Consider the following 26,506-nt stretch of genomic DNA (forward strand, 5'->3'; position numbering starts at 1 on the left):
GCCGCGAAGGGGCGTGCGAACGGAATGATTGTCGTGACGAAATGGTCCCTACGGGCGGTGGAGCCCGCCACCGTGTTGCTGTTCGGCGGGCTCATCGCCGCCAACGTCGCCGCATGGGCCTGGGCCTTCGCGGCGTTCGGTGACCGGCCGACGGTGATGGCGACCGCGCTGCTGGCCTGGGTGTTTGGCCTCCGCCATGCCGTCGATGCCGACCACATCGCCGCCATCGACAATGTCGTGCGCAAGCTGATGCATGCGGGCGGTGCGCCGCGCAGCGTCGGCCTCTATTTCGCCCTCGGCCATTCCACCGTGGTCGTGGTCGCGACCATGCTGCTGGCACTCGGGGTGGTAAGCCTCGGCGGCGACAGCCTGCTCAGGGATATCGGCGGCCTCATCGGCACATCGGTGTCGGCGCTGTTCCTGCTCGTGATCGCGGCCATCAATCTCGCCATCTTCGTCGGCCTGTGGCGGACGTTTCGCATCGCGCGCGCGCAGGGCATCCACGACGCCGCGCAGCTCGACGCGCTGCTGGCGAGCCGCGGATTCCTGGCGCGCCTGCTCGGCCCGATGTTCCGCCTGGTGACAAAGCCCTGGCACATGCTCCCGCTCGGGTTCCTGTTCGGGCTCGGCTTCGACACCGCGACCGAGATCGGCCTGCTCAGCATCTCCGCGACGGAAGCCGCGCGCGGCGCTTCGCTCGTCGACGTCATGGTCTTTCCCGCGCTGTTCGCGTCGGGCATGGCGCTGGTCGACACCGCCGACTCGGCGCTGATGGTCAGCGCCTATCGCTGGGCCTTCGTCGATCCCCTGCGAAAGCTCTGGTACAACCTCACCATCACCGGCGCCTCCGTCGCGGTGGCGCTGTTGATCGGCGGCATCGAGGCGCTCGGCCTGATCGCCGACCGGCTTGGTCTAACCGGCGGGGTGTGGACGCTGGTCGACGGCCTCAACGAGTCGCTCGCCAATGTCGGCTTCGCCGTGATCGCGCTGTTTGCGATCGCCTGGCTCGTTTCGGTCGTGCTCTATCGCCGCATGTTTGCGGGCGCCGCGTCCCGCGCGAATGTACTTCGGGGCGCCGATGCGACCGAGGCGGCCTGAGCTCGGCCGTCGTTGCGGAGCGTTGACGGCATTTTCGGCCATCATGCTTCTCGCGGATGACGGCAGCGCGTTCGCGCAGAGCAGTAGCGCCTCGCGCGAACTGCCGCCGATCGAGGTCTCCGGCGGCGAGACGACGCCTCACAAGAGACTGCCCGCATCGCGGCGAGCCAGCAAGCCGGTCCTGGCCAATCGCCGTCACGTGGCTCAGCCGACGCAGGCTCCGGCCTCGGACGCCCGCAGCGTCGCCTCCGGCGCAAAGGGCCCGCCAGGCATGGCGAGCGAGATCACCGTCTCCGGCGATGAGATCAATGCGCGTCCTTTCGCCCGGCCGGGCGAGGTGCTCGAAGCCGTGCCGGGGCTGATCGTCACCCAGCATTCCGGCGAAGGCAAAGCCAACCAGTATTTTCTGCGCGGCTACAATCTCGACCACGGCACCGATCTCGCCATCTATGTCGATGACGTCCCCGTCAACATGCGCACCCACGCGCATGGCCAGGGCTATGCCGATCTCAACTGGCTGATCCCGGAAACCATCAGCGCGATGGATGCGCGCAAGGGGCCGTACTTCGCCGACGAGAGCGATTTCGCCTCTGTCGGCAGCGTGCGCATCGGCCTGATCGACCGTACCGAAAAGGGCCTCGCGCAGGTGACCGCCGGCAGCTTTGGCTATCGTCGTCTTCTCGGCATGGACTCAGCGAAAGTCGGTGACGGTTCGCTGCTCGTCGCCGGCGAGATCGGCACCTACAATGGCCCCTGGGACAATCCGGACAACGTGCGCAAGCTGAACGGTCTCGTGCGCTACAGCCGGGGCACCGCGACGGATGGCCTGACCATCGCCGGCATGGCCTATGCCAACAAATGGAATTCGACCGACCAGGTGCCGCAGCGTGCGATCACCGCCGGTTTTATCGACCGCTTCGGCTCGGAAGATCCGAGCGACGGCGGCAACACCAACCGCTTTGCGCTCTCCGGCCGCATCGCGCAGAGCGACGATGTGGGGTCGTGGAAGGCCAACGCCTACGTCGTGAAGAGCCAGCTCGACCTCTTCAACAATTTCACCTATTTCCTCAGCGATCCCGTGCTCGGCGACCAGTTCCACCAGCACGACGACCGCCTGATGGCGGGCGCCAACATCTCGCGCACGCTGAACGGCTCGTTCGCCGGCCTGCCGATGCAGACCACGATCGGCCTGCAATCGCGCTATGATTCGATCGATCTGGCGCTGAGCAACACGTTCCAGCGCGGCTTCCTCTCAAGCATTCGCAGCGACAAGGTCGGCGAGGGCAGCGTCGGTGTCTTCGCCGAGAACACCGTGCGCTGGACTGATTGGCTGAGGACCACTGTCGGCCTGCGCGGCGACTACTATGCGGCCGACGTCACCTCGCTGTTCAATGCCAACAATTCCGGCCGCACTGACGCCGCGCTCGGCAGCCCGAAATTCCGCGTGGCGCTCGGCCCGTTCAACCAGACCGAATTCTTCCTCGGCGCCGGCACCGGCATGCACTCGAACGACGCGCGCGGCGCGACCACGACGGAAGATCCGAGCGATCCCGCCACGCGACTGACGCCGTCGCCGCTGCTGGTGCGTACCAGGGGCGCGGAGGTTGGCGTCCGCAGCAAGATCGTGCCCGGCCTCGACACCTCGTTCAGCCTCTTCATCCTCGATCAGGATTCCGAGATCCTGTTCTCCGGCGATGCCGGCGATACCTCGGCGACCCGCGCCAGCCGCCGCTACGGTTTCGAGTGGACCAATCATTACCGCCCGCGCTCGTGGATCGACATCGATGCCGATCTCGCCATGACGCATGCGCGCTTCCGCGGCACTGACAGCGAGCAGGCGGAGGTCTACGCCTCGCTCGCGGGCTATCCCGAAGCGCAGATCGGCAACGCGCCCGGCAACTACATTCCGAACGCGCCGGCGATGGTGGCATCAGTCGGCATCACGCTCGGCGAGAAGACCGGCTGGTTTGGGGCTTTGCGCTGGCGCTATCTGGCGTCGAGCCCGCTGACGGAAGACAATGCGTTCCGCTCGTCCGCGACCAGCATCTTCAACAGCCGCCTCGGCTATCGCATCGACAACGGCTGGCGCATCCAGCTCGACGTGCTCAATCTCTTCAACACGCAGGCGAACCAGATCACTTATGCCTACGGTTCGCTGCTCAAGACCGACACGCTGTACAATCTCTGCACCGGCGGCGTCGCGCCGACGGCGGTCTGCCAGAACGGCGTGATGGATTACGTGCTGCACCCGGTCGAGCCGCTGAGCTTTCGCCTGACTGTCGCCGGGACGTTCTAGGCGATCTCAAGCCGAGGCCGCGCTCGGAACCGGCTCCGCCGGCAGATCGTCGCCGTTGGGATCGCCCGGCGCGGTGGCCCAGGCCAGCTCCACCAGCGTCACGATCCGGCGGCCGGCGCCGTCGAGCTGGCAGACGATCAGGCCCTGCTCCTCCATGTAGCCGAGCAGGCGCTGGGCGCGGCGCAGCGAATGCGAGCCGTAGGCACGCGCGATCGCGGCATCGCCGGGGCAGGGCCAGCCTTCCTTCGCCGCGCGTGCGATCATCATGAACACGCCCTGCATGTCGTCGGGCAGGATCGAGGCGCGCAGCGACACGTCCTGCCAGACATCGTCCTCGGCATGCTCGGCGCCGAGCCCGGCGCGCGCGCGCGTCAGCATGCGGCGGAATTCGTTCAGATCAGGCACCGCGGAGCCGAGGCCCTCGATGCGGCAGCGAACCACGAACTCCTGATAGAGCACGCCGACGGCGCGGAAGCCGGCATCGGGCTCGGCGAGCACGGCGCGAAGCGTACGATCGACGCGCTCGCGCCGCTCGGCGAGCTCCTCGGCGCTGATCGGCACCTCGGCCACCTCAGGCCGGATCTCCGGCGCGGCCGCCTTCGCGGCGCGGAGCTGCTCGAGCAGATCAGGCGCGGGCCGGCGCTGCGGGCGGCTGGCATCGGGCGGCGGTGCGGCCAGGATGACGGCGCGCATATCCTCGAGTGCGGCTTCCGGCATCGGCATCAGCCGCGGCGTGGAATTGCGCGCGTGGGTGTCGGTCGGGCCGATATGCAAACGCAGGGGGCGTCGCGACAACGCCGGGCCGAGCGCCATGAACTGTCCGCGCTCGAGATCGCGAAAGGATTCGGCCTGCCGCCGCTCCATGCCGAGCAGGTCGGCGGCGCGCGCCATGTCGATGTCGAGGAAGGTCCGGCCCATCAGGAAATTGGAGGCTTCCGCCGCGACGTTCTTGGCGAGTTTTGCCAGGCGCTGGGTCGCGATGATGCCGGCGAGGCCACGCTTGCGGCCGCGGCACATCAGATTGGTCATCGCGCCGAGAGAGAGCTTGCGCGCCTCGTCCGAGACCTCGCCGGCGACCGCCGGCGCGAACAGCTGCGCCTCGTCGACCACCACCAGCATCGGGTACCAGTGATCGCGGTCGACGTCGAACAGGCCGCCGAGGAACGCCGCGGCACGCCGCATCTGGTTCTCGGCGTCCAGCCCTTCGAGATTGAGCACGGTGGAGACGCGATGCAGCCGCGCGCGCTCGCCGGCGACCTGAAGGCCGCGCTCGGTGTGATCCTCGGCCTCGATCACCAGATGACCGAATTGCTCGGCCAGCGTGACGAAGTCGCCTTCGGGGTCGATGATGGCCTGCTGCACCCAGGGCGCGCTCTGTTCGAGCAGCCGCCGCAACAGATGCGACTTGCCGGAGCCCGAATTGCCCTGCACCAGGAGCCGGGTCGCCAGCAGTTCCTCGAGGTCCATGGCGGCCGCGGCGCCTGCCGTGGTCTGCCCCATCTCGATCGCAACTGTCATGTCCCCGACTCAAGTCCCCATCATTCGCGGAGTGGGGCTTATCAACCCGGCCGGGGCGCGTCGAGCGGCACCGTGCGAATCATGCGGTGTTGCCCACGGCGGAGTTCAGGCGTGATTCGATTGCCGTAAAAGTGCGGGCCGATAGGGCGCCTGCGGATCGTCGTCCTCGTTCTCGGGGATCGCACAGGAGCCGAATTCCTGCCGGATACGCTCGATCTCGGCGATGCGCTCGTGCAGCCGCTGCAGATGCTCGGGCGATGTCGCGCGCCAGAACCGGAAGGTGTCGGTGGTGAGCGGCAGGAACGCCGTTCCGAACAGCGTCGGCTCGGGAACGATGGTGCGTCCGAGCAGCAGGAACCGGTTCTCGCCGGAGACCACGAGGGTCGCGTAGCCGCGGTTACCGATCCGCCTGATCCCGTTCAGCGACCATTCGACGAGCTTGCTGAAATAAGGCTCCTCGCGCCAGCGATCGGGGCAGTGGTCGTCGACCGTCACGTTGACCGCGTCCTGGCTGAAATGCACGATGATGCCGGACGTCGCCGGAAACCACGCATCATCGAGATGACCTTGCAGCCAGGCGCAGACGAACGACCGGCACATCTGCGGGCGGCGGTCGTAGATGGTGCACCCGGTTCCCGTCTGCCAGTGTCTGCACAGCTGGTTCACCGGCTTGTCGACGGCGGCCACTTCAAGGATATCGCAGCAGGCGTTGCACGATCCGCACTGCCGGGTCAGCGGCGCCGTTTTCGGCAGGCCGGTCGCGCGAAAACCCTGGCCGTCGCGGACCAGGAGCTTTTGCTTCTCCAGCGTGCTCAGCGCGCGCTCGACCTTGAGGCGGGACAATCCGGTCGCGTCAACGATCCCCTTCATCGTCGTCGCGCCGGCCTCCACCGCGCGAGCGACCTGCAACGCCGTCTGATCCATCGTCTTCTACTTGTTCTTCAGCCCTTCGATCCGGCCATCGCGCTGCCCCGGAACCTGCGGAAATCGGCGCTCGCGTGACGGCTAGCAGTCGCATGTATGCGGGATTTACGCAAACGGACTGCTGAGCAGGATCGCCCGTATTGGGCCAAATTGTAAGCCCATGCTCAGGGGCGATCCGATCTGCATCGACAATTCGATCAGTGCAGGCCGGCGCGACCTATGACGGCAGCGCCGGCACGCTGCTACTGCGCGCCAGATCCGCCCTGCACGATCTTCTCGTTCAGCTTCAGGTCCACGGTCTCGACCGTGCGGTCGATCTCGGCATTGGGGGCGCCGAGCTGATGCGAGATCAGCTTCACCAGCAGGTCGACGCGCTCGATGAAGGGCGCGCCGCTCGCGACCGCGCGCGCGGCCGATGACGGCTTGAGCAGGCTTTCGGCGGCCTTGGCGTATTTCGCGAACGGCACCTGGTCCTGCGGATCGGCGCCGAGACGGCGGGCGATCGCGTCGACATGATCGTAGATCGTCTGCGAACGCTTGAGATCGCCGTGCACGGCGTCGCGGATCGACTGCGGCTCGTGCGGCGTGATGCAGCGATAGTTGCCGGTCAGCAGCATCGACCATTTCGCCAGCGGCACGAACAGCGAAGAGAACACTTTCAGCTTCACCGGCACGTCGTGACCGTCGAGCGTCACCGCGTCGATGTCGGCTTCGAGCTCGCGCAGCACCTTGTTGTGCTTCTCGTCGGCGAAGGCCGATGCCTTGAAATTCGTCGGCAGGCCGACATGAAGCACGTTGGCGGCTTCTTCCGGCGGACGGAAGGCCTGCGGGTCGGGCGAGCACAGCGTCACCAGGCCGGGCTCGAAGCGCTCCCACACCTGCGCATTGGTGTAGGCCTCCTCGAGATCCATGTCGGCAAGCGACGGGATCCGCTTCAGGTAGGGCAGCGGCGGCATGTTCATGATCGACAGGCACGGCAGCTTCGCCGCGGCGATCTTGACCATGAGAACGCGGACCGTGTGGTTGGTGTATTGCGGCTCCTGCATTGCCAGGCCGACCATGTCGTAGCGCGAGAGGTCGACATTGCCCGGCGTCACCGCGTCGAGCTTGCCGGGCAGGTCGCGCGAGAAGATCGCCCGGTGCACCGCCTCGTCACGCAGCTTGATGCGCACCTCGGTACCGTCACGGTTGATCAGCTCAGCGGTCTTGGCGCGGCAGACCAGGGACACGTTATGGCCCGCCATCAGCAGCTTCGTGCCCAGCAGGGAACCGTAGGAAGCCCCGAGAATCAGGATGTTACGCGCCATATTCCGTCCCTTTGAAAATGTGTGGGATTTTTGAGCCCCGGCCGTCATCCGCGGGCGAGTTGCCGGCATGTAAAGCGAAGTCCGCGGGGATGGCAACTGGGATAATGCATACAAGGCGGAAGGCGGACTGCCGGGCGGGCGCGGGTGATCGGTCGCCCGGATGGAGCGCAGCCCGATCCGGGACCGCTCGTCCGGCGCCCACGCCTTTCCCGGATTGCGCGGAGCCTGTCATCGGGCGGCGCTTCGCGTCGACCCGTTGGCTCCATCCGGGCGACGGGGCTCTCGTTGCCCGACGGGCAAAACACCCGAGAGGGCGTCAAGCCGCGCGGGCGAAAATACCGAAATTCGGAATTGGCGCATATGCTGCCCATCCCGGCTCACCAAGAGGGGCGATCTTGTGTCGTCACTGTCGCGAGCCGGGTTGCGGTGGACGCGGCAGCGTTGGGCGCGAGAAGTGCGGGTAGGGCGGATTGCTCTCCGTGAGCCCAAGACTTCGTGCCGGATGAGCGGCGCTGTCAGGTTCGTCTCGTCTGTAAGTTTCCGGCTCCGTCGACAGGGCTGGAAAAACTGCGGCGAAATGGCGGGCCGTGCGTACGGCAAAACCGTGTGGTCCTGGCCGTCGTTGCTACGGTCAAGTGCTTTGCGAATGCGGCAGTCGCGTCAACCGGCGCGGTGTCGGTGACTTTCGCAAGCGTGAGGGAGGCCAGAAGGAACTCGGCTCCCGGGAGAGCACGGCATAAGCCGTCCAACCATCGCGCAGGGAAGGCCGAGTGATTGGCACCACCTGTATGCTGCTGTGCGGTTTCCTTGCGCTACCTTTCGCGCAGCGGACCGCGGGTGCGAGGTCAGCACCCGGCCTTCCCTGCGCCCTCTTGGCTTCGAGGGTGGAGAGATCAAGCAAAGCTCGGGCGAGATGCGCCGCGAGAAGGCGATGGTGCGTCTGCGACCAGGCACTCGCTGTCGTCGCCCGGCTTGACCGGACGATCCAGCATTCCAGAGACGGCTGTGATTGAGCCGAGAGGCCGCGGCGTACTGGATTCCCCGCTTGCCGCCTACGCTAAAGCTTCGGCGGCCCTGGACCTCAGCCCCGGCGAAGCCTTGGCGTAGCCGGGTCGCGGGGAATGACAGTGGTACCTGGAGGACGACGGCGATGCCTCCTACTCCGTCATTGCTTTGCTGCGCTCGCAATAACGTTGCGGAGGGAGTGTGCGCCACTATGTTCCCGTGCCTGGTCAGCGCATCCGGGAGACCGGAGGAAACGAGTGTTTCAAAGAACGATACCGCTGAGAAACTTTACGCAAGCGCCGGCGATCGCATCCGCCCGAAACTTGCGCGTTCCATCACGTCGCGAACTCCCGCCTCATCCCTGGCTCGCCATGCGCGCGCGGTCGAGATGCCCCTCGATCTTCGGGCGGTCGCGGGTGCGCTCGAAGCTGGTGCAGAGGAGCTCGGTCTCCTCGAGGGAAACCGGGGCGCGGTACAGCCGGCACATGAATTCGGCGCTCGCGCGTCCCTTGCCCGTGCCGGGACTGCGTTCGGCGAGAAACATGCAGTCGCGGCAGATGCTGGCATCGAGCCGCTGATGGGCCGCGTCGAGATGATTGAGGATCTCGCGCAGCGAGTCGCGCAGCCTGACGCATTCGTCGGTGCCGAGAGACGTGACCGCGTTCACCACGTGATTGATCGGGTCGTGCTGGCTCAGGCATTTCTCGCCTTGCGCGGTGACGTGCAGCACGACGGACCGCTTGTCCTCGTGCGACGGCTTTCGCACCAGGAAGGACTTGGCTTCCAGCGTCTTCACGATCTGCGATGCCGTGGCCCGGGTCGCGCCGATGAAGCCGGCCAGCGCGGACGGCGTGCGCGAGAACCTGTTGGCGCGGTGAAGAAAGCGCAGCGCCATCCATTCCCGGTCGCGCAACCCGTGCTGATTGCCTTCGAAATACCAGGCTCTGGCCGCCTGAACCAGCAGCTCGACGGCCTCGCGTGCCAACGGCATAAATTCCTACCTTGCCCCGGATATCACGTCTGCGGCGCCCCGGAGCCGCCTTCCGTCGTTGCGCACCAGTCCTTCGCGAGAAGCCGTACCAACCACAACATCCGACACATGCGCAGAGCCAGGCTCTCGCGCGAAAGCACGGACTGTTCTGCCGCCGAACTCGACAGATGGACCCTGCGAGATACGGCGCGAGAAGCTGTGTCGATGATGGTGTGCCAATCGTGGCGTCGTCGAACGAAAGCCCGAGTTGCCGTCACAGCCGGACGATGGATCGGTATTGTTCAACCGTAGCCCCTGAAGTTCAAGTCACACGCAGACGTTTCTTGTATTCCATCGAAACGATGAATGAGCTTCTCAACAAAATCAAGTAGAGACGCTCCCGAAGACTGGCTGTCGCTCGAAGCGATTGTAACGTTCAAGACAATCTCGTTCGTCAGGACACATGATGGTGATCGTAATACGCAGTGTAACAAGCTACTTGCACGCAAATGTGCGACGGTTTGATTGCACGCCTGTTGCTGTCCGCCGTTGATGCAAATTGATGGAAGCTTGTGCATGACGGTGACGCGCAGCGGCGCGTCATCCACAACTTGCGCGATCCGTCACAGAATCGGCAATGGAACTCGTAGGGATTGCACGCAGCGGTTGTTGTGATAATGACAGCGAGACGGGTTCGCCGGATCGCTTTCGCCTCGGCGGCGCGATCTCCACCGAACGGCCGATGCTAGCGCGCGACGGAAAGCGGCAGTCGGCGACGGGTGCGCATGCGCCGGAGGCGCAGCGGTATGCGTGATCGACTGTCGCGATAATGAGCAGGACGACGACGACGGGCGCGCCGGCCGCGCCCGGCTAGTCGCCCTTGAGCATGTCTCGCAGCTCGCGGAATGGATCGGCGCTCGGCCCTGCCGAGGCGTCCTGCCGCATGGCGCTGTAGATCTTCGGAACCATGTCGACGGCCTGGTCGAGACCCGAATCACGCCCCGTCTGATATCCGCCCATCAGGCGAAGATCGCGCGTGTCCTCGTATTTGGCGATCATGGTGCGCAGCTTGCTCACCAATTCGCGCTCCTCGGGGTCCCAGACGTTGTGGGCGAGGCGGGAGACCGAGGCCAGAACGTCGACGGCGGGATAGCGCGCCTGGTCGGCGATGTGCCTGGAGAGCACGATGTGGCCGTCGAGGGTGCTGCGGATGGTGTCGGCGATCGGCTCGTTGTGATCGTCGCCGTCGACCAGCACGGAGAAAATGCCTGTTATCGTCCCGGATCCCTCCTCGCCGGGGCCGGCGCGCTCCAGCAGGCGGGGCAGGTCGGTGAAGACCGTCGGTGCGTAACCGCGTGCGACCGCAGGCTCTCCGGCGGCGAGGGCGACCTCGCGGGCGGCATGGGCAAAACGGGTGATCGAATCGACCACCAGCAGGACCGATTCGCCCCGGTCGCGGAAATATTCGGCGACCGCCATGGCGGTCTTCGGTGCCAGCCGCCGCATCATCGGGCTTTCATCTCCCGTCGATACGATGGTGATGGCGCGGCTGCGGTTGGCGCCGAGCACGTCCTCGATGAATTCGCGCACCTCGCGGCCGCGTTCGCCGACGAGCGCCAGCACGACGGTGTCAAAGCCCTGGCTGCGGGCCAGCATCGCCAGCAGCGTCGATTTGCCGACACCGGAGCCGGCAAAGATGCCGACGCGCTGGCCGGCGCAGATCGGGGCGAACAGGTCGATGACGCGCACGCCGGTGTGCAGCGGCTTGTGGACGCGCGCCCGCTTCATGGCCGCCGGCGCCTCGGCTTCCGCCGAGACGGTGCGCGATCCCGGGGTGAGGGGACCTTGTCCGTCGAGCGGCGCGCCGAGCGCGTTGATGACGCGGCCCTTCCAGCTCGGATCGGGCGCGAAGGACAGTGGCGGCATCCGGTAGGCGACCGAGCCGAGGCCGCCGGCGAACTGCCGGTCGAACGGCTTGGCGATGATGCCCTCGCTGTCGATCCGCACCACCTCGCCGATCTGGGGCTTGCCGCCGGAGTTGACGCCGATCAATTCACCAAGCCTGACGAAGCGCGACAGGCCGGAGACGCGGAAATGCGTCGGAGCGATCTCGGAGATCGCGCCGCTGACGCTGGCCAGGGGAGTGCTCTGCTGAAGCTCCAGCAGCGCCCACTCGAGTTGCCGAAGAGCGTTCAAGGAAACCGTCCACCCTCAATGCGCATGTAGCGCAGTCTATTTGCCCGGCTCGCCCAGCGTCCGGATTGCGTTCTGGAGCGAGCTCTCGGTGCCCTCGATCATCGAATTGGTGCCGTCGAAGGCGCGCGAAGCCGCGATCAGCTTGGTCAATTCCATCATCGGATTGGCGCTGGAGCCCTCGACATAGCCCTGCTTGAAGCCGTCGCGGGAGAAATCGGCGATGGCGGTCGCGGGCCGGTCCGGCGTGACGCCGGAATTGCCGTAGCGCTCGAGATTGGCATCGGCGGGAATGTTGAACAGGCCGATGGAGCCGATCTCGTTGTTGTCCTGGGTGATCGCGCCGCTGCGGGCGATCGCGATCGGTCCGCCGTTCGGGTCGAGCGTGATCTGCGCGCCGCCGGCATCGATCACGGGGAAGCCGGACACGGTCTGAAGGTCGCCGTTGGGGGCGAGCTGGAGGCGGCCGTCCCGCGTATAGACCGTGCCGTTCGGGCCGGCGAAGGCGATCCAGCCCTGTCCGACCACGGCGACGTCGAGCGGGTTGCCGCTCTCGGTGATGCTGCCCATCTCGCGCGAGATGATGTTGTCGCCGGGCGAGGAGAAGGCGACCGGGTTCGCGCCGGCCTTCGACAGCACGGTCTCGAACTTTACGACGTCGGTGCGGAAAGCCGCCGTGTTGACGTTGGCGACGTTGTTGGCGATCGTCTGGAGGCGCTTTTCGAGGGCGACCTGCGCCGACAATCCCACATAGAGGGCCGATTGCATGACTTACTTTCCGAACCGGATGGACTGAAGCTTCGCGAGCATGTCGGTATCCAGGCCGGCCATCGACGACGCGCCGCCGATCAGGACCAGCGCGGAGTTGGTCGAGTTGCCATTGTTGATGTCGTTCTGGGCCTGGGTCGCATCCCACATCGCGGCGAAGCGCTGCACGAACTTGGTGACCTTGGCCGGGTCCTGGAAATCGGTGAGGTCGATCTTGCTCGTGATCAACTTGGCCTGGGCGTCGATGTTTGCCGCGCTGATGGTCGACGGCAGGCCAAGCGCGGTCTGGACCACCTGCGTCATCGCCTTGTCGGCGAGGATCTGGTAGGAGGTGCTGATGGTGGAGGCCTTGCGGGTGAAATAGAGCGCCAGCCGCAGACCCTCGTTCTGGTCGCCGGCCTTCTCCTCCATCGTCTGCGTGACGTATTGGGTCGCCGTACCGGTCGTGGCGGCGGCGGTCTGGGTCGCTTTGTCGCCGAGGGCGGCGAAATTGAAGGCGGCGGCGAACTGCCGGTAGCGGGTGTCGGTCAGCTTGTTGGCGAAGCTCTTGGAGTCGGAGACACCCTCGGTCAGCACCTTGCGCATGAACGCCTTGGCATAGGTCATGTCGCTGAGACCAAAGGCCTTCATCGCGTAGGAGTAGAGGCGATAGTCCTTCAGGAAGTCGTCGATCGTCTTCACATTGCCGATATGGCTGAGAAAATAATCGGTGTCGCGGCTGACGTCCGGCTGGGCCGCGACCTGCGTCAGCGATTTACCCATGTCCTTGGTCAGTCTGGTGTAGTCCGCGATCGTGGATAGCATGGCACGCGCCCCTCTGGCCGCCGTTGCGACTTCGTCTCAAGCTGCCGCCAATTGCTTGCGCGGGGCTGGCGACCACGAAGCCAGCCTCGCGCAAGCGTCGCCGACTAGATATTCCCGATGGGATCGGCGATGGAGTGGCGCGTTGCTCAGTTTCGTGGGGATTTTCATCACGGTAGCGGCACTGCTCGGCGGATTTGCCGCCATGGGCGGGCATCTGGCCGTGCTCATGCAGCCGTGGGAATTCGTGATCATCCTGGGCACCGCGATCGGCACCTTCATCGTCGCCAATCCGTGGAAAACGGTCGTTGATACCGGCGTGGCCTGCATGCAGGCCATCACCGGCGCGGTGCCGAGCGAGCGCTATTACCTCGATCTGCTCGGGGCGCTCCATGCCCTGATGCGGGAGCTCCGGGGCAAGGGCCGCAACGAGGTCGAGGCGCATATCGACGATCCCGCGTCCTCGGAGATCTTCAAGGCGTTCCCGAGCGTCCTCGGTGATCCGCCGTTGCTGCAGTTCATCTGCGACTATGTCCGCCTCATCATCATGGGCAATGCGCGCACGCACGAGATTGAAGCGCTGATGGACGAAGAGATCCACACCATCGTGAAGGCCAAGCTGGCGCCCTACAATTCGATGGTGGTCGTGTCCGAGGCGCTGCCGGCGCTCGGCATCGTCGCCGCCGTGCTCGGCGTCATCAAGGCCATGGGCGCGCTCGACCAGTCGCCGAAGCTCCTTGGCGGCTTCATCGGCGCGGCGCTCGTCGGCACCTTCGCCGGCATCTTCCTGTCCTACGGCGTCCTCTCGCCCTTCGCGATCAAGATCAAGATGACGCGAGAGAAGCGCTGCCGGCCCTATATCATCGTCAAGCAGACGCTGCTGGCGTTCATGAACGGCGCCATGCCGCAGATCGCAGTCGAGCACGGTCGCAAGATGATCGCGAGTGGCGAGCGGCCGTCGATCGACGTGGTCGAGAACGAGACGATTGCAGGTCCCAAGGCCGTCGCGACCGAGACTGAACCGAAGGCTGCCCGCGCATGATGACGGAAGACCTCGACGTCGATCAGCGGAAGCAGTTGCCGAACTACCTGCTGGACGCCGCCGGCATATCGATCGAACGCATGCCGATGCTCAATGTGATCTTCGATCGCATGGCGGCGTCGTGCACCGACAGCCTGCAGCCGATGGCCGGAACGCCGTGCTACTTCTCCGTCAACGGCATCACCAACGACCCGCTCGGCGACATCATCAAGGACTATGAGGGCAACGCGGTTGCCGCCGTGCTCTATGCCGAGCAGTGGGACTCGCGCGTCATCATCATGCTGGATCGCGACTTCGTATTCACCATGGTCGAGGCGATGTTCGGCTCCGACGGCGCCGAACCGCCGCTCGACGTCGAACGCACCTTCTCGAACATCGAGATCCGGCTGGTCCAGGCACTGTTTGAGCGGTTCGCCAAGGCGCTGCAGGGCGCCTTCGCCGGCACCTCCAATGTCACCTTCCGTGTCGAGCGAGTCGAGACGGCGATGGCGTCGCTCGCGATTGGGCGCGCCAGCAATATGTCGATCTGCGCGAACATGATGGTGCAGGCGCTCTATCGCGGCGGCCAGATGTTCCTGATCATTCCGCACTCCGCGCTCAATCCGCTCAGGCAGAAGCTCGCCCACGTCGTCGTCAGCGACGGCCGCGCGGCTGATCCGCGCTGGCGCGAGCAGATGGAGAGCGAGGTTCACCGTACCGAAGTGACGCTGAGCGCGGTGCTCGACGAGAAGATGATTTCCCTCGAGGACGTCGTGCAATTCAAGGTGGGGCAGGTTCTGGAGCTCGAGGCCACGCCACGCACGCTGGCCCGGCTCGAGAGCAACAACCAGGTGCTGTTCTGGTGTCAGATCGGCCAGCTCGATGGCTATTACGCCATGCAGGTGGCGGATCCCGTCGATCAGAAGCGGGAGTTCGTCGATGATATCCTATCTCGTTGATGCCGTGCTGCTGATCGCGCTGGCGTTCACCAGCATGAGGGTGACCCGGATGCACCGCGAATTGGCGCGGCTGCGCAGTTACCAGGGCGAGTTCTCGACCATCGTCCACGAGACGGCGGGCGCCTTCGACACCGTCATCACCGCCGCGCATGATTCCACTGCAAATCTCGGCCGGCTCGCCAATGTGCTGAGCACGAAGATAGATCAGGCCCACGAGGCGATTGCGGCGCTCGACGCGCGGAGCGGGCTCCAACCGGCCTCAACCGTGAGCGGCGCCGAGGCGAACAAGCATTGAATTCGGGACTTGCAGAACACGTGCGATCGGACCGTCGCGGCGCTCCGGGAGCGGAAATACCAAGAGGCGATACCAAATGGCGCAATCTTTCGACTATGAGTCTGCATCGGCATCGGGAGAGACCGATGCGTCTCCGCTGGAGCGGCTGGCGGAGATCGCCGCGCGCACGGCGGAGGAAACCGGCAAATTCGCCAATGTCGATGCCATCCTGCGCATTCCCGTCACGATGCAGGTGGTGCTGGGATCAGCGACCATTCCGGTCGCGAACCTGATGAAGCTCGGCCGCGGCGCGGTGGTTCCACTCGATCACCGCGTCGGCGAGCCCGTCGACGTCGTGGTCAATGGCCGCGTCGTTGCCCGCGGCGAAGTGGTCGTCGTCGAAGAGGACAATTCCCGCTTCGGCGTCTCGCTCACAGAGATCGTCGGACCGCTGGGGCAGGGTGATACCTGATCATGGCGGCACAGGTCGGCGTCGCTCCTATCAAGCAGCGAGGCGTTGCCACGCTAGGCGGAACGGAAAAGGTCGCGGCACTCCTGCTGGCCATGGGCCGGCAGGCGGCCGCGAGCGTGCTCTCGCAGTTCGAGCCGCAGGATATCCGCATCGTCACCAAGGCCGCGGCCGAGCTGCGGCCGATCACCGCGCAGGAGCTCGAGTCGATCGTCGAGGAGTTCGCTCAGCAGTTCTCGATGGGCGCCAACATTCTCGGCACCATCGGCGGTCTCGAAGCCGTGCTGGGCGACGTGCTGCCGGCCGACCAGGTCTCGGCAATCATGTCGGACCTGCTCGGCAATTCGAGCCGGTCGGTGTGGGACCGCGTCTCGTCGGTGTCGGAAAACTCGCTGGCGACGTACCTCTCCAAGGAGCATCCGCAAACCGCGGCGCTGATCCTGTCCAAGGTCAAGCCGTCCTGCGCCGCCAAGGTGATGAGCCAGCTGCCGTCGAGCCTGCGCAATGAGCTGATGCGGCGCGTCCTCAGCCTCAAGCCGATCGTCGACGACGCCATGAAAGTCCTCGAGAAGACCTTGCACGAGGACCTGACGCTCAATTTCGCCCGCAACCTCGGCGCCGACACCTACGCGCGCGTCGCGGACATCATCAACAAGATGGAGCGCGGCCATATCGAAGACATGCTGAAGAGCTTGTCGGAGAAGCGTCCGAAGTCGGCCGAAGTTCTGAAGGAACTGCTGTTCACCTTCGACGACGTGGTCAATTTGACCCCGAAGGCGCGCACCATGATCTTCGACCAGGTGCCGACCGATCGCATCGTTATCGCGCTGAAAGGCACGGACAAGCATTTCCGCGAACTCATCCTGTCCTCGGTTGCCTCGCGCGTCCGCCGCGTCGTCGAGCACGAACTCGCCATCGGCGAGCCGTCGAACCAGCGCGATGTGCTGGAGGCGCGTCGCGTCATCACCGACCTTGCACTCGACCTGGCGGAAAAGGGCGAAATCGAGCTCAACCCCGAGCAGGAGGACGAGCTGGTCTTCCGCTGACCGCTGAACGGGCATGGCAGAAACATCCGATCAGGAGAGCAAGACAGAAGAGCCGACCGAGAAGAAAGTCCGCGATTCGCTCGAACAGGGCAAAATCCCGGTCTCTCGGGAGGCTTCTATCTTCGCCTCGATGGCCGCGCTGATGGTGATCCAGGCGTTCCTGATCGGCCAGGGCGTACAGCAATTGACGCCGACGCTGAAGAGCCTGCTCGACGATCCCGAAGGCTTCCCTCTCAGCAACGGCGCGGACGCGCGCAACCTGCTCACGGTGGTGGGCCTCGAGGCGTTGCGATTCCTGGTGCCGCTGGTCGTCACCCTGGCGGTGTTCGGCCTCGCCGCATCGTTGCTGCAGAATGCGCCGCGCCTGGTGCTGGAGCGCATCAAGCCGCAGCTGTCGCGAATCTCCCCGATCAGCGGCTGGAGCCGGCTGTTCGGAACGCAGGGCCTCGTCGAATTCGCCAAGTCGCTGTTCAAGCTCGTCTCGGTGACGGTCGTCGTCGTGTTCGTGCTGCGCTCGTCCGAAGCCAGGGCGTTCGAGGCGATGTACACGGATCCGGTCGCGCTGCCGGAGATGATTCTCAACATCGCGATGCGGATCGTCTCGGCGATCTGCATCGCCACCATCGTCTTGGTCGCGATCGATCTCGCCTGGGCGCGCTTCCACTGGCGGCGCGAGCTGCGCATGACCAAGCAGGAGATCAAGGACGAACACAAGCAGGCGGAAGGCGATCCTCTGATCAAGGCGCGCCTGCGCTCGCTGGCGCGCGACCGGTCGCGCCAACGCATGATCGCGTCCGCCTCGCGCGCGACGCTGGTGATCGCGAACCCGACGCACTTCGCGATCGCCCTGCGCTACAAGCGCGAGGAAAATGCAGCGCCCATGGTCGTCGCCAAGGGCATGGACGTGATCGCGCTGAAGATCCGCGAAGTCGCGGAGCAGAACCGGATCCCGGTGATCGAGAACAAGGCGCTGGCGCGCGCGCTCTATGAGGCGGTTCAGGTCGACCAGGTGATTCCGGCGGAATTCTTCCGGCCGGTCGCCGAGATCATCTACTTCCTGCAGTCCAAGCAGGCGCCGCGGACCGAGAAGGTTCAGTAGATTTCCGAGCATAGCGTCGGCTGCATCAGCCTGACGAAAGCTTGCGGCCCTAAACTTAATCTTAAGAAATCAGCATGGGGCCGTCGTGGGACCGCTTTATCTCTTCGAACTCGCATCGTCGCAGGCGCGGTACCTCGAGCTCCGCCAGTCGACCATCGCGACCAACGTCGCCAACGCCAATACGCCGGGCTTCAAGGCGCGCGACGTCGAGCCCTTCAACAAGGTGCTCGACGCCACGCCGGTCAGGCTCGCGACGACGTCGCCCTCGCACATGCAATTGTCCGCGGCCGAGACCGATACGCGGAAGACCGCGAAGAAGGACAGCTGGGAAGTGGTTCACTCCGGCAACTCCGTCAGCCTCGAGCAGGAAATGATCAAGGGCAGCGACGTCAGTCGCGACTACTCGATGAACTCGGCGGTCGTGCGGTCGTTCCACCGCATGCTGCTGTCGAGCGCGAAGAGCTGAGGTGAATTGACATGCTGGACTCACTGCAAGCGTCATTGACAGTCGCGAGCTCCGGGCTCGAAGCGCAGTCGACGCGCATGCGCATCGTTTCGGAAAACCTTGCCAACGCGACCTCGACGGGGCGCACGGCCGGCGCCGATCCGTATCAGCGCAAGACCATCACCTTCGATGCCGCCATGGACCGCGCCTCGGGCGCGCAGCTTGCGAAGGTCAAGGAGATCGGGGTCGACACCACGCCGTACCGCGTGGAGTACGAGCCGGGACATCCCGCCGCCGACAAGGCCGGTTACGTCAAGCTGCCGAACGTCAACATGATGATCGAGATGGCCGACATGCGGGAAGTCAACCGATCCTATGAAGCCAATCTCCAGGTCGTGAAACAGGTGCGGTCGATGCTGGGCATGACCATCGACCTGCTGAGGAGCTGACAATGCTTGAGGCAATTTCATCCACCGCGATTTCCGCCGGGCAAGCGGCGAGCCGCGCGACCGAGACGCAGGCCATCGCGCCGGCGGCACCGACCGCCATTCAGTCCACCGACGATGTCGGATTCGAATCGGTGATGAAGCAGGTGACGACGGACGCGATCGGGACGCTGAAGGCGGGCGAAGCGGCGTCGATCTCGGCGATGCAGGGCAAGGAATCGACCCGGAAGGTCGTGGAGGCGCTGATGTCGGCCGAGCAGGCCTTGCAGACCGCGGTCGCGGTTCGCGACAAGATCGTGCAGGCCTACCAAGAAGTCGTCCGGATGTCGATTTGATCTGAGGGAATGAAGCTGTGAAATCGCTCGCCATTGCGGCCACGGGCATGAACGCCCAGCAGACCAACATCGAAGTCATCGCGAACAACATCGCCAACATCAATTCGACGTCGTACAAGCGTGCGCGCGCGGAATTCACCGATCTGTTCTACCAGATGGACCGCATGCAGGGCGTCGCGAACGTCAATGGCTCCTCGCCGATCCCGGAAGGCTCCAATCTCGGCCTCGGCGTCAAGTCGACGGCCATCCGCAAGCTGCACATCCAGGGCGCGCTCACGCAGACCGGCAACCCCTACGACCTCGCGATCAACGGCCGCGGCTGGTTTCAGGTGCTCGGCCCGAACAACGAGGTGCAATACACCCGCGCCGGCTCGTTCAGCCCCAACGCCAACGGCCAGCTCGTCACCACCGACGGCTATCTGCTGGATCCCGCAATCACGATACCGCAGGGAACGGTTCAGGTCGTCGTCAACCAGACCGGACAGGTGTTTGCCAAGCTGGATACGGAAGTGAACCCGCGGCAGATCGGCCAGCTCAACCTCGCCAATTTCGCCAACGAAGCGGGCCTCGAGCCGCTCGGCAGCAACCTCTATCGCGAGACCACGGCGTCCGGCACGCCGGTCGTCGGACTGCCGGGCGATTCCGGATACGGCAAGCTCAACCAGCAATATCTCGAAGCCTCGAACGTCGACCCGGTCAAGGAAATCACCGAGTTGATCTCGGCGCAGCGCGCCTACGAAATGAACGCCAAGGTCATCCAGGCCTCGGATGAAATGGCCCAGACGGTCTCGAAGGGCATGCGCTAGTTCCGGTGTTCTCGATGTCGAACAGGGTGGGCTTGATGGTGCGCGGGTTGGCCGCCGTGCTGCTGGTTCTCGTCTCGGCGCGCCTCGCTGCGGCCGAGGAGAAGCGGCTTCCCGTGCCGGCCGTGTCGATCCGCGCCGGCGAGCTGATCCGGGACGACATGATCACGGAACGTGCCTTCGCGCCGAATGTGCTCGGCGTTGCCATGTTCATCGAAGGACGCCAGATCCTGGTCGGACGCATGGCACGGCGCGCGCTGCTGCCGGGCCAGCCGATTCCGACCAATTCGGTGGAGGATCCCTGGACGATTGCCCGCGGCGCCATGGTCAAGGTCGTGGTGGAAGACAGCGGCCTGTCGATCGTCACCTACGGCGCGGCGATGCAGTCGGGCGCGACCGGCGCGCTCATCCCGGTGCGAAACACCGACACCGGCGTGATCATCAGAGGCGTCGTCCAGCCGGACGGCACCGTCAAGGTCGTGGATGGATCATGACCAGATTCCTGCTTGCGCTCATCCTGCTCGTTTCCGCCGCCAGCGCCCAGGCGGCCGTCCGCATCAAGGACATCGCGGACATCAAGGGATTGCGCGAAAACCAGATCGTCGGTTACGGCCTCGTCATCGGCCTGAACGGCACCGGCGACACGCTCCGCAACGCTCCGTTCACGGAGCAGTCCCTGCAATCGATGCTCGAGAACATGGGCATCAACGTCAGGAACGAAACCACGAGCACCAACAATCCCCCGCGTCCGACGACGCTGCGCACACGCAACGTCGCAGCCGTCATGGTGACCGCGGATTTGGCGCCCTCGATCGGGGCGGGCGAGCGCATGGACGTGACCGTATCGTCGCTCGGCGATGCGACCTCGCTGCTCGGCGGCACGCTGGTGATGACGTCGCTGCGGGCGGCGGACGGCGCGGTCTATGCGGTGGCGCAAGGCGCGGTCACGGTCGCCGGTTACAGTGTGGGAGGGCAGGCACAGAACGTCAGCCAGGGCACGCCGACGGCGGGCCGCATCCCGAACGGTGCGCTGGTCGAGCGCGAGGTGCAGGGAAGCCTCCACGAGATGGAGTTCCTGGTGCTGGAGCTCAAGAACCCTGATTTCGTCACCGCGACACGCATTCTCGACGCCATCAACGGTTACGCCGGTGGCCGCTACCGCGCGCAGATCGCCTTCGAGCGCGACTACCGCACCATCGTGCTGTCGAAGCCGCGCCATATCGGCCCCGTCCGCTTCCTCGCCGAAATCGGCGAGTTGACGGTCGAGCCGGACACGCCGGCGCGAGTGGTGATCAACGAGCGGACCGGTACGGTGGTGATCGGGCGCGACGTGCGCATATCGACCGTCGCCGTGACGCATGGCAACCTGACGGTTCGTGTCACCGAGCTTCCCGTGGTGTCGCAGCCGGCGCCGTTCTCGCGAGGGCAGACGGTGGTCGTTCCCCAGACGGTGGTCGAGGCCAACGAGGCCGGATCGCAGGTGGCGATCCTGAGCGGCGTCGACCTCCAGCGCCTGGTGCGCGGGCTGAACCAGATCGGCTTGAAGCCGTCGGGCATCATCGCGATCCTCCAGGCGATCAAAACGGCCGGCGCACTCCAGGCCGACGTCATCGTGCAATGATGCACAAGCGTCGTGCAAGCTTGGTCGCTCAATGCTCAGGTCTCGACCGAGAATCGCACGCGGCCCGATGCTGAAGCTGGATCACAAAGCCAAACTCCTCCTCCTGGTCGCGGCCTGCGCGCTCGGATGCGCTTCGCCCGTTCTGGCGCTGGATGAGGCCAAGCCGTCGAAGCCGCTCAACCTGCTGTCGTTCGCGCGTGCCCGCGCGCCCGGACCGCAGAAGCCGTATCCGGCGGCCTCGTCGATACCGGGCGACAATGCGTCGTTCCGGGCGACGGCGTGGGCCGCCGAAGATTCCGGACCTGCGATCACGGGGGCCGTGCCGGCTCCCGAGAAGCCCGCGCCAGCGCCCGCAGTCGCGCCCGCGCGCCCGGCCAAGCCGGGCAGCGTCACGGCGCCGCCGAAGCCCGCACCGGCACAGGCTGCCGTACCTGCGGACAATGAGGTCGCCCTGTTCTGCAGCAATGTCGCCGACCCCGCCGTCGATGCGCGGCTGGCCTGGCAGCTCAGGGAGCTGGAGAAGGCCGAGACCCAGCTCCGGGAGCGGATCGCCGAGGTCGAGGCCAAGCGCGCCGAATACGAGAAGTGGATGGCGCTGCGTGACGACTTCCTGAAGAAGGCCGAAGCCAGCGTCGTCGAGATCTATTCGCGCATGAAGCCGGATGCCGCGGCGACCCAGATCGCCGGGATGGCGGACGAGACCGCCGCCGCCGTGCTTGCAAAACTCAGTCCGAGGAGCTCGAGCGCGATCTTCAACGAGATGGAGACGGCACGCGCGGCGCACCTTGCCGATCTGCTCGGCGGAATGCGTCGCGTGGATGACGGAAAGACCAAATAGATGAAGAATCTGATCCTCATCCTGCCGCTCCTGATGCTGACCGGGTGCATCGGCGATCCCGCGGAAGTGCTGACCGGTCCGCGACTGTCGCCGGTCGGCACCGGCCTGAGGACACAGGCCGATCCGATTCCGGTGACGCCCCGCATGCGTACGCCCGTCAGCTATCGCTCGACCTGGGACGACGGCACGGATCTCTATCGCGATCCCCGTGCCCGGCGCACCGGCGACGTCGTGACCGTCATCATCTCGATGCAGGACAAGGCCAAGCTCGACAACAAGACCGATCGTTCGCGCGATTCGCAAATCAAGTTCGGGCTGGATTGGCTGATGGACGTCGCCGGATGGCAGGACAAGGGCTCGACCAGCGCCAATCTGAACACCAACACCCAGATCAAGGGGAACGGTCAGATCGATCGTACCGAAGACATCAAGCTGTCGATTGCCGCCATCGTCACCGACGTGTTGCCCAACGGCAATATGATGATCAGCGGCTCGCAGGAGTTCAAGGTCAATACCGAGATGCGCGTGCTCAACGTCGGCGGCATCGTGCGTCCGCGCGATATCTCGCGCACCAACACGATCTCCTACGAGAAGATCGCTGAGGCACGCGTGGCTTATGGCGGTCGCGGAAATCTGTCTGACGTGCAGCAGCCTGGATGGGGACATCGGATCTATGACGCCGTGGCACCATTCTGAGAATCGCGCCGACCGCGCCGCGCCGCGAGGGCAGGGGACGTGATGCGCCTGATTGCGGCCATTGTGGTGCTGACCCTGATCGCGATCGGTGCGGGCGCGGTTGCCGGCCTGCAGCTGTTCGCGGCCGCGGAGCGCGCCGCCGACGCGAAGAAGAGCGCCACGCCGCCGCCCCTTGCCACGAGCTACGCCGGCAGTGCACGGCTGAGAAAGCTGTCCCCGATCGTGACCAATCTCGCCGCGCCGGCCAACAACTGGGCCCGTGTCGAAGCCTCCATGGTGACCGAGAGCATGAGCGACGAGGATGCCGGCATCCTGGCCGCCCATATCAGCGAGGACATCGTGACCTATCTGCGGTCGGCATCGGTTGGCCAGTTCGAGGGATCGCGGGGTCTTCAGCATCTGCGCGACGACCTGACGGAGCGCGCCAATATCCGCTCGTCGGGCAAGATCCGCGAATTGATCATTGAGACCTTGGTGATTCAGTGAGAGTGAGAGTCCTGCTGCTCGCGTTGGTTCTGGTCGTGCTGCCCGAGGTGGCGCTGGCCCAGATTCCGGACCTCAACTCGCTGCTGCCGCCGGGCAACGGCTCCACCAGCGGCCGCATCATCCAGCTGATGGCGGTGATCACGGTGATGTCGGTGGCGCCGGGACTGCTGATCATGGTGACGAGCTTCACGCGATTTGCGGTGGCGCTGTCGTTCCTGCGCTCCGGTCTCGGCCTTCAGACCACGCCGGCCAATCTGGTGCTGATCAGCCTCGCGCTGTTCATGACCTTCTACGTGATGGCGCCGACCTTCGACCGCGCCTGGGAAACCGGCGTCCAGCCGCTGATGAAGAACGAGATCTCGGAGGAAGAAGCTTATCTGAAGATCACCGATCCGTTCCGCGAGTTCATGCTGGCCCATGTCCGCGACAAGGATCTCCAGACCTTCGAGGCACTCGCCGCGGAGAGCTTCCGCAAGAAGTTCGACGACAAGCGCATCGACATGCGCGTCATCATTCCGGCCTTCATGATCTCCGAGCTCAGGCGTTCGTTCGAGATCGGATTCCTCATCATCCTGCCGTTCCTGGTCATCGACATGATCGTGGCGACGCTTACCATGTCGATGGGCATGATGATGATGCCGCCGACGATCATCGCGCTGCCGTTCAAAATGCTGTTCTTCGTGTTGATCGACGGCTGGAACCTGCTGGCCTCCGGACTGGTGCGGTCGTTCTCGTAGCGACCGCGATCGCCGGCCGGTTATGGTTAGCGAAAAGTGCCGGTCTATGGTTAGCAGAGGGTAATGTTAACTATATGATATTACAGCGAAATTCAAGCCGATCTTAATCTCGGCGCAAGATTCGACGTGCTAGCAATGCGGCACGGCGGGTTGGACCCCACCCACATCAGTCCAAAGGCATGATGCCGCCCCTCCGTACCGGTGAAAGCCCGGTATGTCCCCTCGTGAAAATGTAACGCGTACATCAAAGGGACATTCGCAATGTCAAGCCTGCTTACGAACTCGACCGCCATGACCGCGCTCCAGACCCTGCGGTCTGTCAGCTCGCAACTCTCCACCACGCAGAACCGGATCTCGACCGGCCAGCGCGTGGCCACCGCTTCCGACAACGCCGCCTACTGGTCGATCGCAACGTCGATGCGCGCCGACAACGCCGCGCTCTCCGCCGTCTCCGACTCGCTCGGTCTGTCGGCTGCGACGGTCGACACCGAATATACCGCTCTGACCACGGTTATCGGCAACAAGGACTCCGGCCTGACCAAGCTGCAGGCGCTGCTGGTCGAAGCCAAGACCGCTGGTATCGACCGCACCAAGATCCAGGCGGACGTCACCCAGATCCAGCAGCAGATGAAGGCGACAGCCAATGCGGCGACCTTCAACGGCGTGAACTGGCTGAGCACGACCGCCACTACCCCGGCGACCGTGAACCTGGTGTCGTCGTTCTCCCGCGTCGGCAGCACGCCGACCACGGGCTCGATCACCCTGACCACCGCCAACTACTCGCTCTACACCGCGACCCAGGGCGGCTTCCTGGACAAGGTGAGCGGCGCGGCGTCGATCGACACGCTCAGCATCGCGGCGCTGACCGACTCCGCGGCTGACCAGACCACGCTCGATGGCTACATCGCGCAGGTCACGGCCGGGATCAACTCGGTGGCCTCGGCCGCCGCCGACCTCGGCGCCGTCAAGACCCGTATCTCGACCAACACGGACTTCGTGAAGTCGCTGATGGACTCGGTTGATCGCGGTATCGGCCAGCTCGTCGACGCCGACATGAACCAGGAGTCCACCCGCCTGGCGGCCCTCCAGGTCCAGCAGCAGCTCGGCGTGCAGGCGCTCTCGATCGCCAACAACAGCAGCCAGAGCATCCTGTCGCTGTTCCGCTAAGCCTTAGACCATCTGGGGAGGGCCGCGCTTCTCGCGAAGCGCGGCCCTTTCGTTTGGTGTGTTGCCGCGCGCACGCCGCAAATTCGGCTGCCCTGTTGCAGTCCGGGCACAGAGCCACAAGCCTCGCACAAGCTTCGCGCGCTATCGTCGCCGCTACGACAGGTTGGGCCTGCTTTTTCGCCGCCCAAAGGCATGACGCCGCCCTGTCGTACCGGTGCAAGCCCGGTATGTCCCCAAAAACAGTTCAATCTTCAAAGGGACATCAAAAATGGGTTCAAGTCTGCTCACCAACTCGTCTGCAATGACTGCGCTGCAGACCCTCCGCAATGTCAGCTCGCAGCTCGCGACCACGCAGAACCGGATCTCGACCGGCCAGCGCGTGGCCACTGCTTCCGACAACGCCGCCTACTGGTCGATCGCGACGTCGATGCGCGCCGACAACGCCGCGCTCTCCGCCGTCTCCGACTCGCTCGGTCTGTCGGCTGCGACCGTCGACACCGAATACACCGCTCTGACCGCGGTTGTCGGCGACAAGACCGGCGGCCTGACCAAGCTGCAGGCGCTGCTGGTCGAAGCCAAGACTGCTGGTATCGACCGCACCAAGATCCAGGCCGACATCACCCAGATCCAGCAGCAGATGAAGGGTACCGCCAATGCGGCGACCTTCAACGGCGTGAACTGGCTGAGCACGACCGCGACCACGCCGGCGACCTTCAACCTGGTGTCGTCGTTCTCGCGCGTCGGCGGCACGCCGACGATCGGGTCCATCACCCTGACGATCGCCAACTACTCGCTCTATACCGCGACCCAGGGCGGCATCCTGGACAAGGTGAGCGGCGCTGCATCGATCGACACGATCAGCATCGCGGCGCTGACCGACTCGACGGCTGACATGACCACGCTCGATGGCTACATTGCGCAGGTCACGGCCGGGATCAACTCGGTGGCCTCGGCCGCTGCCGATCTCGGCGCCGTCAAGAACCGCATCTCGACCAACACGGAGTTCGTCAAGACCCTGATGGACTCGGTGGATCGCGGTGTCGGTCAACTCGTCGATGCCGACATGAATGCGGAATCGACCCGCCTTCAGGCCTTGCAGACCCAGCAGCAGCTCGGCGTTCAGGCGCTCTCGATCGCCAACCAGAACAGCCAGAGCATCCTGTCGCTGTTCCGCGGCTAAGCCT

The 26,506-nt window shown here is 65.0% G+C and carries 27 protein-coding genes; 20 read left to right on the forward strand and 7 right to left on the reverse strand.

The features are described 5' to 3' along the window. Positions 1 to 24: 24 nt before the first annotated feature. Together AB7G19_RS07955 and AB7G19_RS07960 are read left to right on the forward strand one after the other, a co-directional pair. The gene (locus tag AB7G19_RS07955) at positions 25 to 1,098 is read left to right on the forward strand and encodes a HoxN/HupN/NixA family nickel/cobalt transporter (RefSeq protein WP_085399600.1); all 1,074 of its coding nucleotides are present in this window, start codon (positions 25 to 27) and stop codon (positions 1,096 to 1,098) included. Continuing rightward, positions 1,079 to 3,394, forward strand: coding sequence for a TonB-dependent receptor (locus AB7G19_RS07960; protein ID WP_085399606.1), 2,316 nt, complete (start codon positions 1,079 to 1,081; stop codon positions 3,392 to 3,394). The genes AB7G19_RS07955 and AB7G19_RS07960 overlap by 20 nt, the downstream gene beginning before the upstream one ends. 6 nt (positions 3,395 to 3,400) lie before the next feature. On the opposite strand, the gene AB7G19_RS07965 is transcribed toward AB7G19_RS07960, so the two are convergent. From AB7G19_RS07965 to AB7G19_RS07995, 7 genes are all read right to left on the reverse strand, one after another. After that, complete coding sequence (locus tag AB7G19_RS07965; protein ID WP_028154285.1) at positions 3,401 to 4,912, reverse strand: ATP-binding protein; 1,512 nt, start codon at positions 4,910 to 4,912, stop codon at positions 3,401 to 3,403. Positions 4,913 to 5,017: 105 nt separating this feature from the next. Continuing rightward, on the reverse strand, positions 5,018 to 5,836 hold the full coding sequence (locus AB7G19_RS07970; RefSeq protein ID WP_063981257.1) for a YkgJ family cysteine cluster protein: 819 nt from the start codon (positions 5,834 to 5,836) through the stop codon (positions 5,018 to 5,020). A gap of 242 nt (positions 5,837 to 6,078) precedes the next feature. Next, positions 6,079 to 7,143: a ketopantoate reductase family protein gene (locus AB7G19_RS07975; protein ID WP_085399601.1), complete on the reverse strand. Its 1,065-nt coding sequence runs from the start codon at positions 7,141 to 7,143 to the stop codon at positions 6,079 to 6,081. A 1,360-nt stretch (positions 7,144 to 8,503) separates the two neighbouring features. Beyond that, positions 8,504 to 9,139, reverse strand: coding sequence for a MarR family winged helix-turn-helix transcriptional regulator (locus AB7G19_RS07980; protein WP_028153455.1), 636 nt, complete (start codon positions 9,137 to 9,139; stop codon positions 8,504 to 8,506). 849 nt (positions 9,140 to 9,988) lie between these two features. Further along, the gene (gene fliI, locus AB7G19_RS07985) at positions 9,989 to 11,314 is read right to left on the reverse strand and encodes a flagellar protein export ATPase FliI (RefSeq protein WP_063981292.1); all 1,326 of its coding nucleotides are present in this window, start codon (positions 11,312 to 11,314) and stop codon (positions 9,989 to 9,991) included. Between the two features lie 36 nt (positions 11,315 to 11,350). Beyond that, positions 11,351 to 12,079 carry a flagellar basal-body rod protein FlgF gene (flgF, locus tag AB7G19_RS07990; RefSeq protein ID WP_071909949.1) on the reverse strand — a complete coding sequence of 243 codons (729 nt, stop codon included), beginning with the start codon at positions 12,077 to 12,079 and terminating at the stop codon, positions 11,351 to 11,353. A gap of 3 nt (positions 12,080 to 12,082) precedes the next feature. Further along, positions 12,083 to 12,883: a DUF1217 domain-containing protein gene (locus tag AB7G19_RS07995; protein ID WP_085405313.1), complete on the reverse strand. Its 801-nt coding sequence runs from the start codon at positions 12,881 to 12,883 to the stop codon at positions 12,083 to 12,085. 142 nt (positions 12,884 to 13,025) lie between these two features. Between AB7G19_RS07995 and motA the strand changes: the two genes are divergently transcribed. From motA to AB7G19_RS08085, 18 genes are all read left to right on the forward strand, one after another. Further along, entirely contained in the window at positions 13,026 to 13,922 is an 897-nt protein-coding gene (motA, locus tag AB7G19_RS08000; RefSeq protein WP_085405312.1) for a flagellar motor stator protein MotA, read from the forward strand. Continuing rightward, positions 13,919 to 14,860, forward strand: coding sequence for a flagellar motor switch protein FliM (locus tag AB7G19_RS08005; protein WP_028153460.1), 942 nt, complete (start codon positions 13,919 to 13,921; stop codon positions 14,858 to 14,860). Before motA ends, AB7G19_RS08005 begins: the two co-directional genes overlap by 4 nt. Then, positions 14,841 to 15,155: a hypothetical protein gene (locus AB7G19_RS08010; protein ID WP_063981296.1), complete on the forward strand. Its 315-nt coding sequence runs from the start codon at positions 14,841 to 14,843 to the stop codon at positions 15,153 to 15,155. Before AB7G19_RS08005 ends, AB7G19_RS08010 begins: the two co-directional genes overlap by 20 nt. A gap of 76 nt (positions 15,156 to 15,231) precedes the next feature. Further along, positions 15,232 to 15,606, forward strand: coding sequence for a flagellar motor switch protein FliN (gene fliN, locus AB7G19_RS08015; RefSeq protein ID WP_063981297.1), 375 nt, complete (start codon positions 15,232 to 15,234; stop codon positions 15,604 to 15,606). Between the two features lie 2 nt (positions 15,607 to 15,608). Then, positions 15,609 to 16,649 (forward strand): flagellar motor switch protein FliG, encoded by a 1,041-nt coding sequence (locus AB7G19_RS08020; protein ID WP_014492656.1) that lies wholly within the window; start codon positions 15,609 to 15,611, stop codon positions 16,647 to 16,649. Between the two features lie 13 nt (positions 16,650 to 16,662). Then, positions 16,663 to 17,748: a flagellar biosynthesis protein FlhB gene (flhB, locus tag AB7G19_RS08025; RefSeq protein ID WP_039153365.1), complete on the forward strand. Its 1,086-nt coding sequence runs from the start codon at positions 16,663 to 16,665 to the stop codon at positions 17,746 to 17,748. Between the two features lie 85 nt (positions 17,749 to 17,833). Next, on the forward strand, positions 17,834 to 18,214 hold the full coding sequence (gene flgB / locus AB7G19_RS08030) for a flagellar basal body rod protein FlgB (RefSeq protein ID WP_014492658.1): 381 nt from the start codon (positions 17,834 to 17,836) through the stop codon (positions 18,212 to 18,214). Positions 18,215 to 18,225: 11 nt separating this feature from the next. After that, complete coding sequence (gene flgC, locus AB7G19_RS08035) at positions 18,226 to 18,642, forward strand: flagellar basal body rod protein FlgC (RefSeq protein ID WP_014492659.1); 417 nt, start codon at positions 18,226 to 18,228, stop codon at positions 18,640 to 18,642. A 2-nt stretch (positions 18,643 to 18,644) separates the two neighbouring features. Further along, complete coding sequence (locus AB7G19_RS08040) at positions 18,645 to 18,974, forward strand: flagellar hook-basal body complex protein FliE (RefSeq protein ID WP_085405311.1); 330 nt, start codon at positions 18,645 to 18,647, stop codon at positions 18,972 to 18,974. Positions 18,975 to 18,991: 17 nt separating this feature from the next. Further along, positions 18,992 to 19,780 (forward strand): flagellar basal-body rod protein FlgG, encoded by a 789-nt coding sequence (gene flgG / locus AB7G19_RS08045; protein ID WP_085405310.1) that lies wholly within the window; start codon positions 18,992 to 18,994, stop codon positions 19,778 to 19,780. 35 nt (positions 19,781 to 19,815) lie between these two features. Then, positions 19,816 to 20,271, forward strand: coding sequence for a flagellar basal body P-ring formation chaperone FlgA (flgA, locus tag AB7G19_RS08050; protein WP_063986113.1), 456 nt, complete (start codon positions 19,816 to 19,818; stop codon positions 20,269 to 20,271). Next, entirely contained in the window at positions 20,268 to 21,398 is a 1,131-nt protein-coding gene (gene flgI, locus AB7G19_RS08055) for a flagellar basal body P-ring protein FlgI (protein WP_063981299.1), read from the forward strand. The genes flgA and flgI overlap by 4 nt, the downstream gene beginning before the upstream one ends. A 67-nt stretch (positions 21,399 to 21,465) precedes the next feature. Then, a complete protein-coding gene (locus tag AB7G19_RS08060) occupies positions 21,466 to 22,236 on the forward strand; it encodes a MotE family protein (RefSeq protein WP_063981300.1) in 771 nt (256 codons plus the stop codon). Beyond that, positions 22,237 to 22,932, forward strand: a complete 696-nt coding sequence (gene flgH / locus AB7G19_RS08065) for a flagellar basal body L-ring protein FlgH (RefSeq protein ID WP_028153467.1) — start codon at positions 22,237 to 22,239, stop codon at positions 22,930 to 22,932. It begins immediately after the preceding gene. Between the two features lie 42 nt (positions 22,933 to 22,974). After that, entirely contained in the window at positions 22,975 to 23,418 is a 444-nt protein-coding gene (locus AB7G19_RS08070; RefSeq protein WP_085405330.1) for a flagellar basal body-associated FliL family protein, read from the forward strand. Then, positions 23,415 to 24,155: a flagellar type III secretion system pore protein FliP gene (gene fliP / locus AB7G19_RS08075; RefSeq protein WP_071909955.1), complete on the forward strand. Its 741-nt coding sequence runs from the start codon at positions 23,415 to 23,417 to the stop codon at positions 24,153 to 24,155. The genes AB7G19_RS08070 and fliP overlap by 4 nt, the downstream gene beginning before the upstream one ends. Before the next feature lie 261 nt (positions 24,156 to 24,416). Beyond that, positions 24,417 to 25,322: a flagellin N-terminal helical domain-containing protein gene (locus AB7G19_RS08080; RefSeq protein WP_071909957.1), complete on the forward strand. Its 906-nt coding sequence runs from the start codon at positions 24,417 to 24,419 to the stop codon at positions 25,320 to 25,322. 268 nt (positions 25,323 to 25,590) lie between these two features. After that, positions 25,591 to 26,502, forward strand: a complete 912-nt coding sequence (locus AB7G19_RS08085; protein ID WP_063981303.1) for a flagellin N-terminal helical domain-containing protein — start codon at positions 25,591 to 25,593, stop codon at positions 26,500 to 26,502. The last annotated feature ends 4 nt before the right edge of the window (positions 26,503 to 26,506 follow it).

The sequence above is a fragment of the Bradyrhizobium sp. 215_C5_N1_1 genome (assembly GCF_052075935.1).
In the GTDB taxonomy this organism is placed as follows: Bacteria; Pseudomonadota; Alphaproteobacteria; order Rhizobiales; family Xanthobacteraceae; genus Bradyrhizobium; species Bradyrhizobium barranii.

What these genes read in the sequence shown, in the direction of transcription:
- AB7G19_RS07955 (WP_085399600.1), top strand. Translation starts at nt 25, where the DNA reads ATGATTGTCGTGACGAAATGGTCCCTACGGGCGGTGGAGCCCGCCACC.
- AB7G19_RS07960 (WP_085399606.1), top strand. Translation starts at nt 1,079, where the DNA reads ATGCGACCGAGGCGGCCTGAGCTCGGCCGTCGTTGCGGAGCGTTGACG.
- AB7G19_RS07965 (WP_028154285.1), bottom strand. Translation starts at nt 4,912, where the DNA reads ATGACAGTTGCGATCGAGATGGGGCAGACCACGGCAGGCGCCGCGGCC.
- AB7G19_RS07970 (WP_063981257.1), bottom strand. Translation starts at nt 5,836, where the DNA reads ATGGATCAGACGGCGTTGCAGGTCGCTCGCGCGGTGGAGGCCGGCGCG.
- AB7G19_RS07975 (WP_085399601.1), bottom strand. Translation starts at nt 7,143, where the DNA reads ATGGCGCGTAACATCCTGATTCTCGGGGCTTCCTACGGTTCCCTGCTG.
- AB7G19_RS07980 (WP_028153455.1), bottom strand. Translation starts at nt 9,139, where the DNA reads ATGCCGTTGGCACGCGAGGCCGTCGAGCTGCTGGTTCAGGCGGCCAGA.
- flgF (WP_071909949.1), bottom strand. Translation starts at nt 12,079, where the DNA reads ATGCAATCGGCCCTCTATGTGGGATTGTCGGCGCAGGTCGCCCTCGAA.
- AB7G19_RS07995 (WP_085405313.1), bottom strand. Translation starts at nt 12,883, where the DNA reads ATGCTATCCACGATCGCGGACTACACCAGACTGACCAAGGACATGGGT.
- AB7G19_RS08005 (WP_028153460.1), top strand. Translation starts at nt 13,919, where the DNA reads ATGATGACGGAAGACCTCGACGTCGATCAGCGGAAGCAGTTGCCGAAC.
- AB7G19_RS08010 (WP_063981296.1), top strand. Translation starts at nt 14,841, where the DNA reads ATGATATCCTATCTCGTTGATGCCGTGCTGCTGATCGCGCTGGCGTTC.
- fliN (WP_063981297.1), top strand. Translation starts at nt 15,232, where the DNA reads ATGGCGCAATCTTTCGACTATGAGTCTGCATCGGCATCGGGAGAGACC.
- AB7G19_RS08020 (WP_014492656.1), top strand. Translation starts at nt 15,609, where the DNA reads ATGGCGGCACAGGTCGGCGTCGCTCCTATCAAGCAGCGAGGCGTTGCC.
- flhB (WP_039153365.1), top strand. Translation starts at nt 16,663, where the DNA reads ATGGCAGAAACATCCGATCAGGAGAGCAAGACAGAAGAGCCGACCGAG.
- flgC (WP_014492659.1), top strand. Translation starts at nt 18,226, where the DNA reads ATGCTGGACTCACTGCAAGCGTCATTGACAGTCGCGAGCTCCGGGCTC.
- AB7G19_RS08040 (WP_085405311.1), top strand. Translation starts at nt 18,645, where the DNA reads ATGCTTGAGGCAATTTCATCCACCGCGATTTCCGCCGGGCAAGCGGCG.
- flgA (WP_063986113.1), top strand. Translation starts at nt 19,816, where the DNA reads ATGGTGCGCGGGTTGGCCGCCGTGCTGCTGGTTCTCGTCTCGGCGCGC.
- flgI (WP_063981299.1), top strand. Translation starts at nt 20,268, where the DNA reads ATGACCAGATTCCTGCTTGCGCTCATCCTGCTCGTTTCCGCCGCCAGC.
- AB7G19_RS08060 (WP_063981300.1), top strand. Translation starts at nt 21,466, where the DNA reads ATGCTGAAGCTGGATCACAAAGCCAAACTCCTCCTCCTGGTCGCGGCC.
- flgH (WP_028153467.1), top strand. Translation starts at nt 22,237, where the DNA reads ATGAAGAATCTGATCCTCATCCTGCCGCTCCTGATGCTGACCGGGTGC.
- AB7G19_RS08070 (WP_085405330.1), top strand. Translation starts at nt 22,975, where the DNA reads ATGCGCCTGATTGCGGCCATTGTGGTGCTGACCCTGATCGCGATCGGT.
- AB7G19_RS08080 (WP_071909957.1), top strand. Translation starts at nt 24,417, where the DNA reads ATGTCAAGCCTGCTTACGAACTCGACCGCCATGACCGCGCTCCAGACC.
- AB7G19_RS08085 (WP_063981303.1), top strand. Translation starts at nt 25,591, where the DNA reads ATGGGTTCAAGTCTGCTCACCAACTCGTCTGCAATGACTGCGCTGCAG.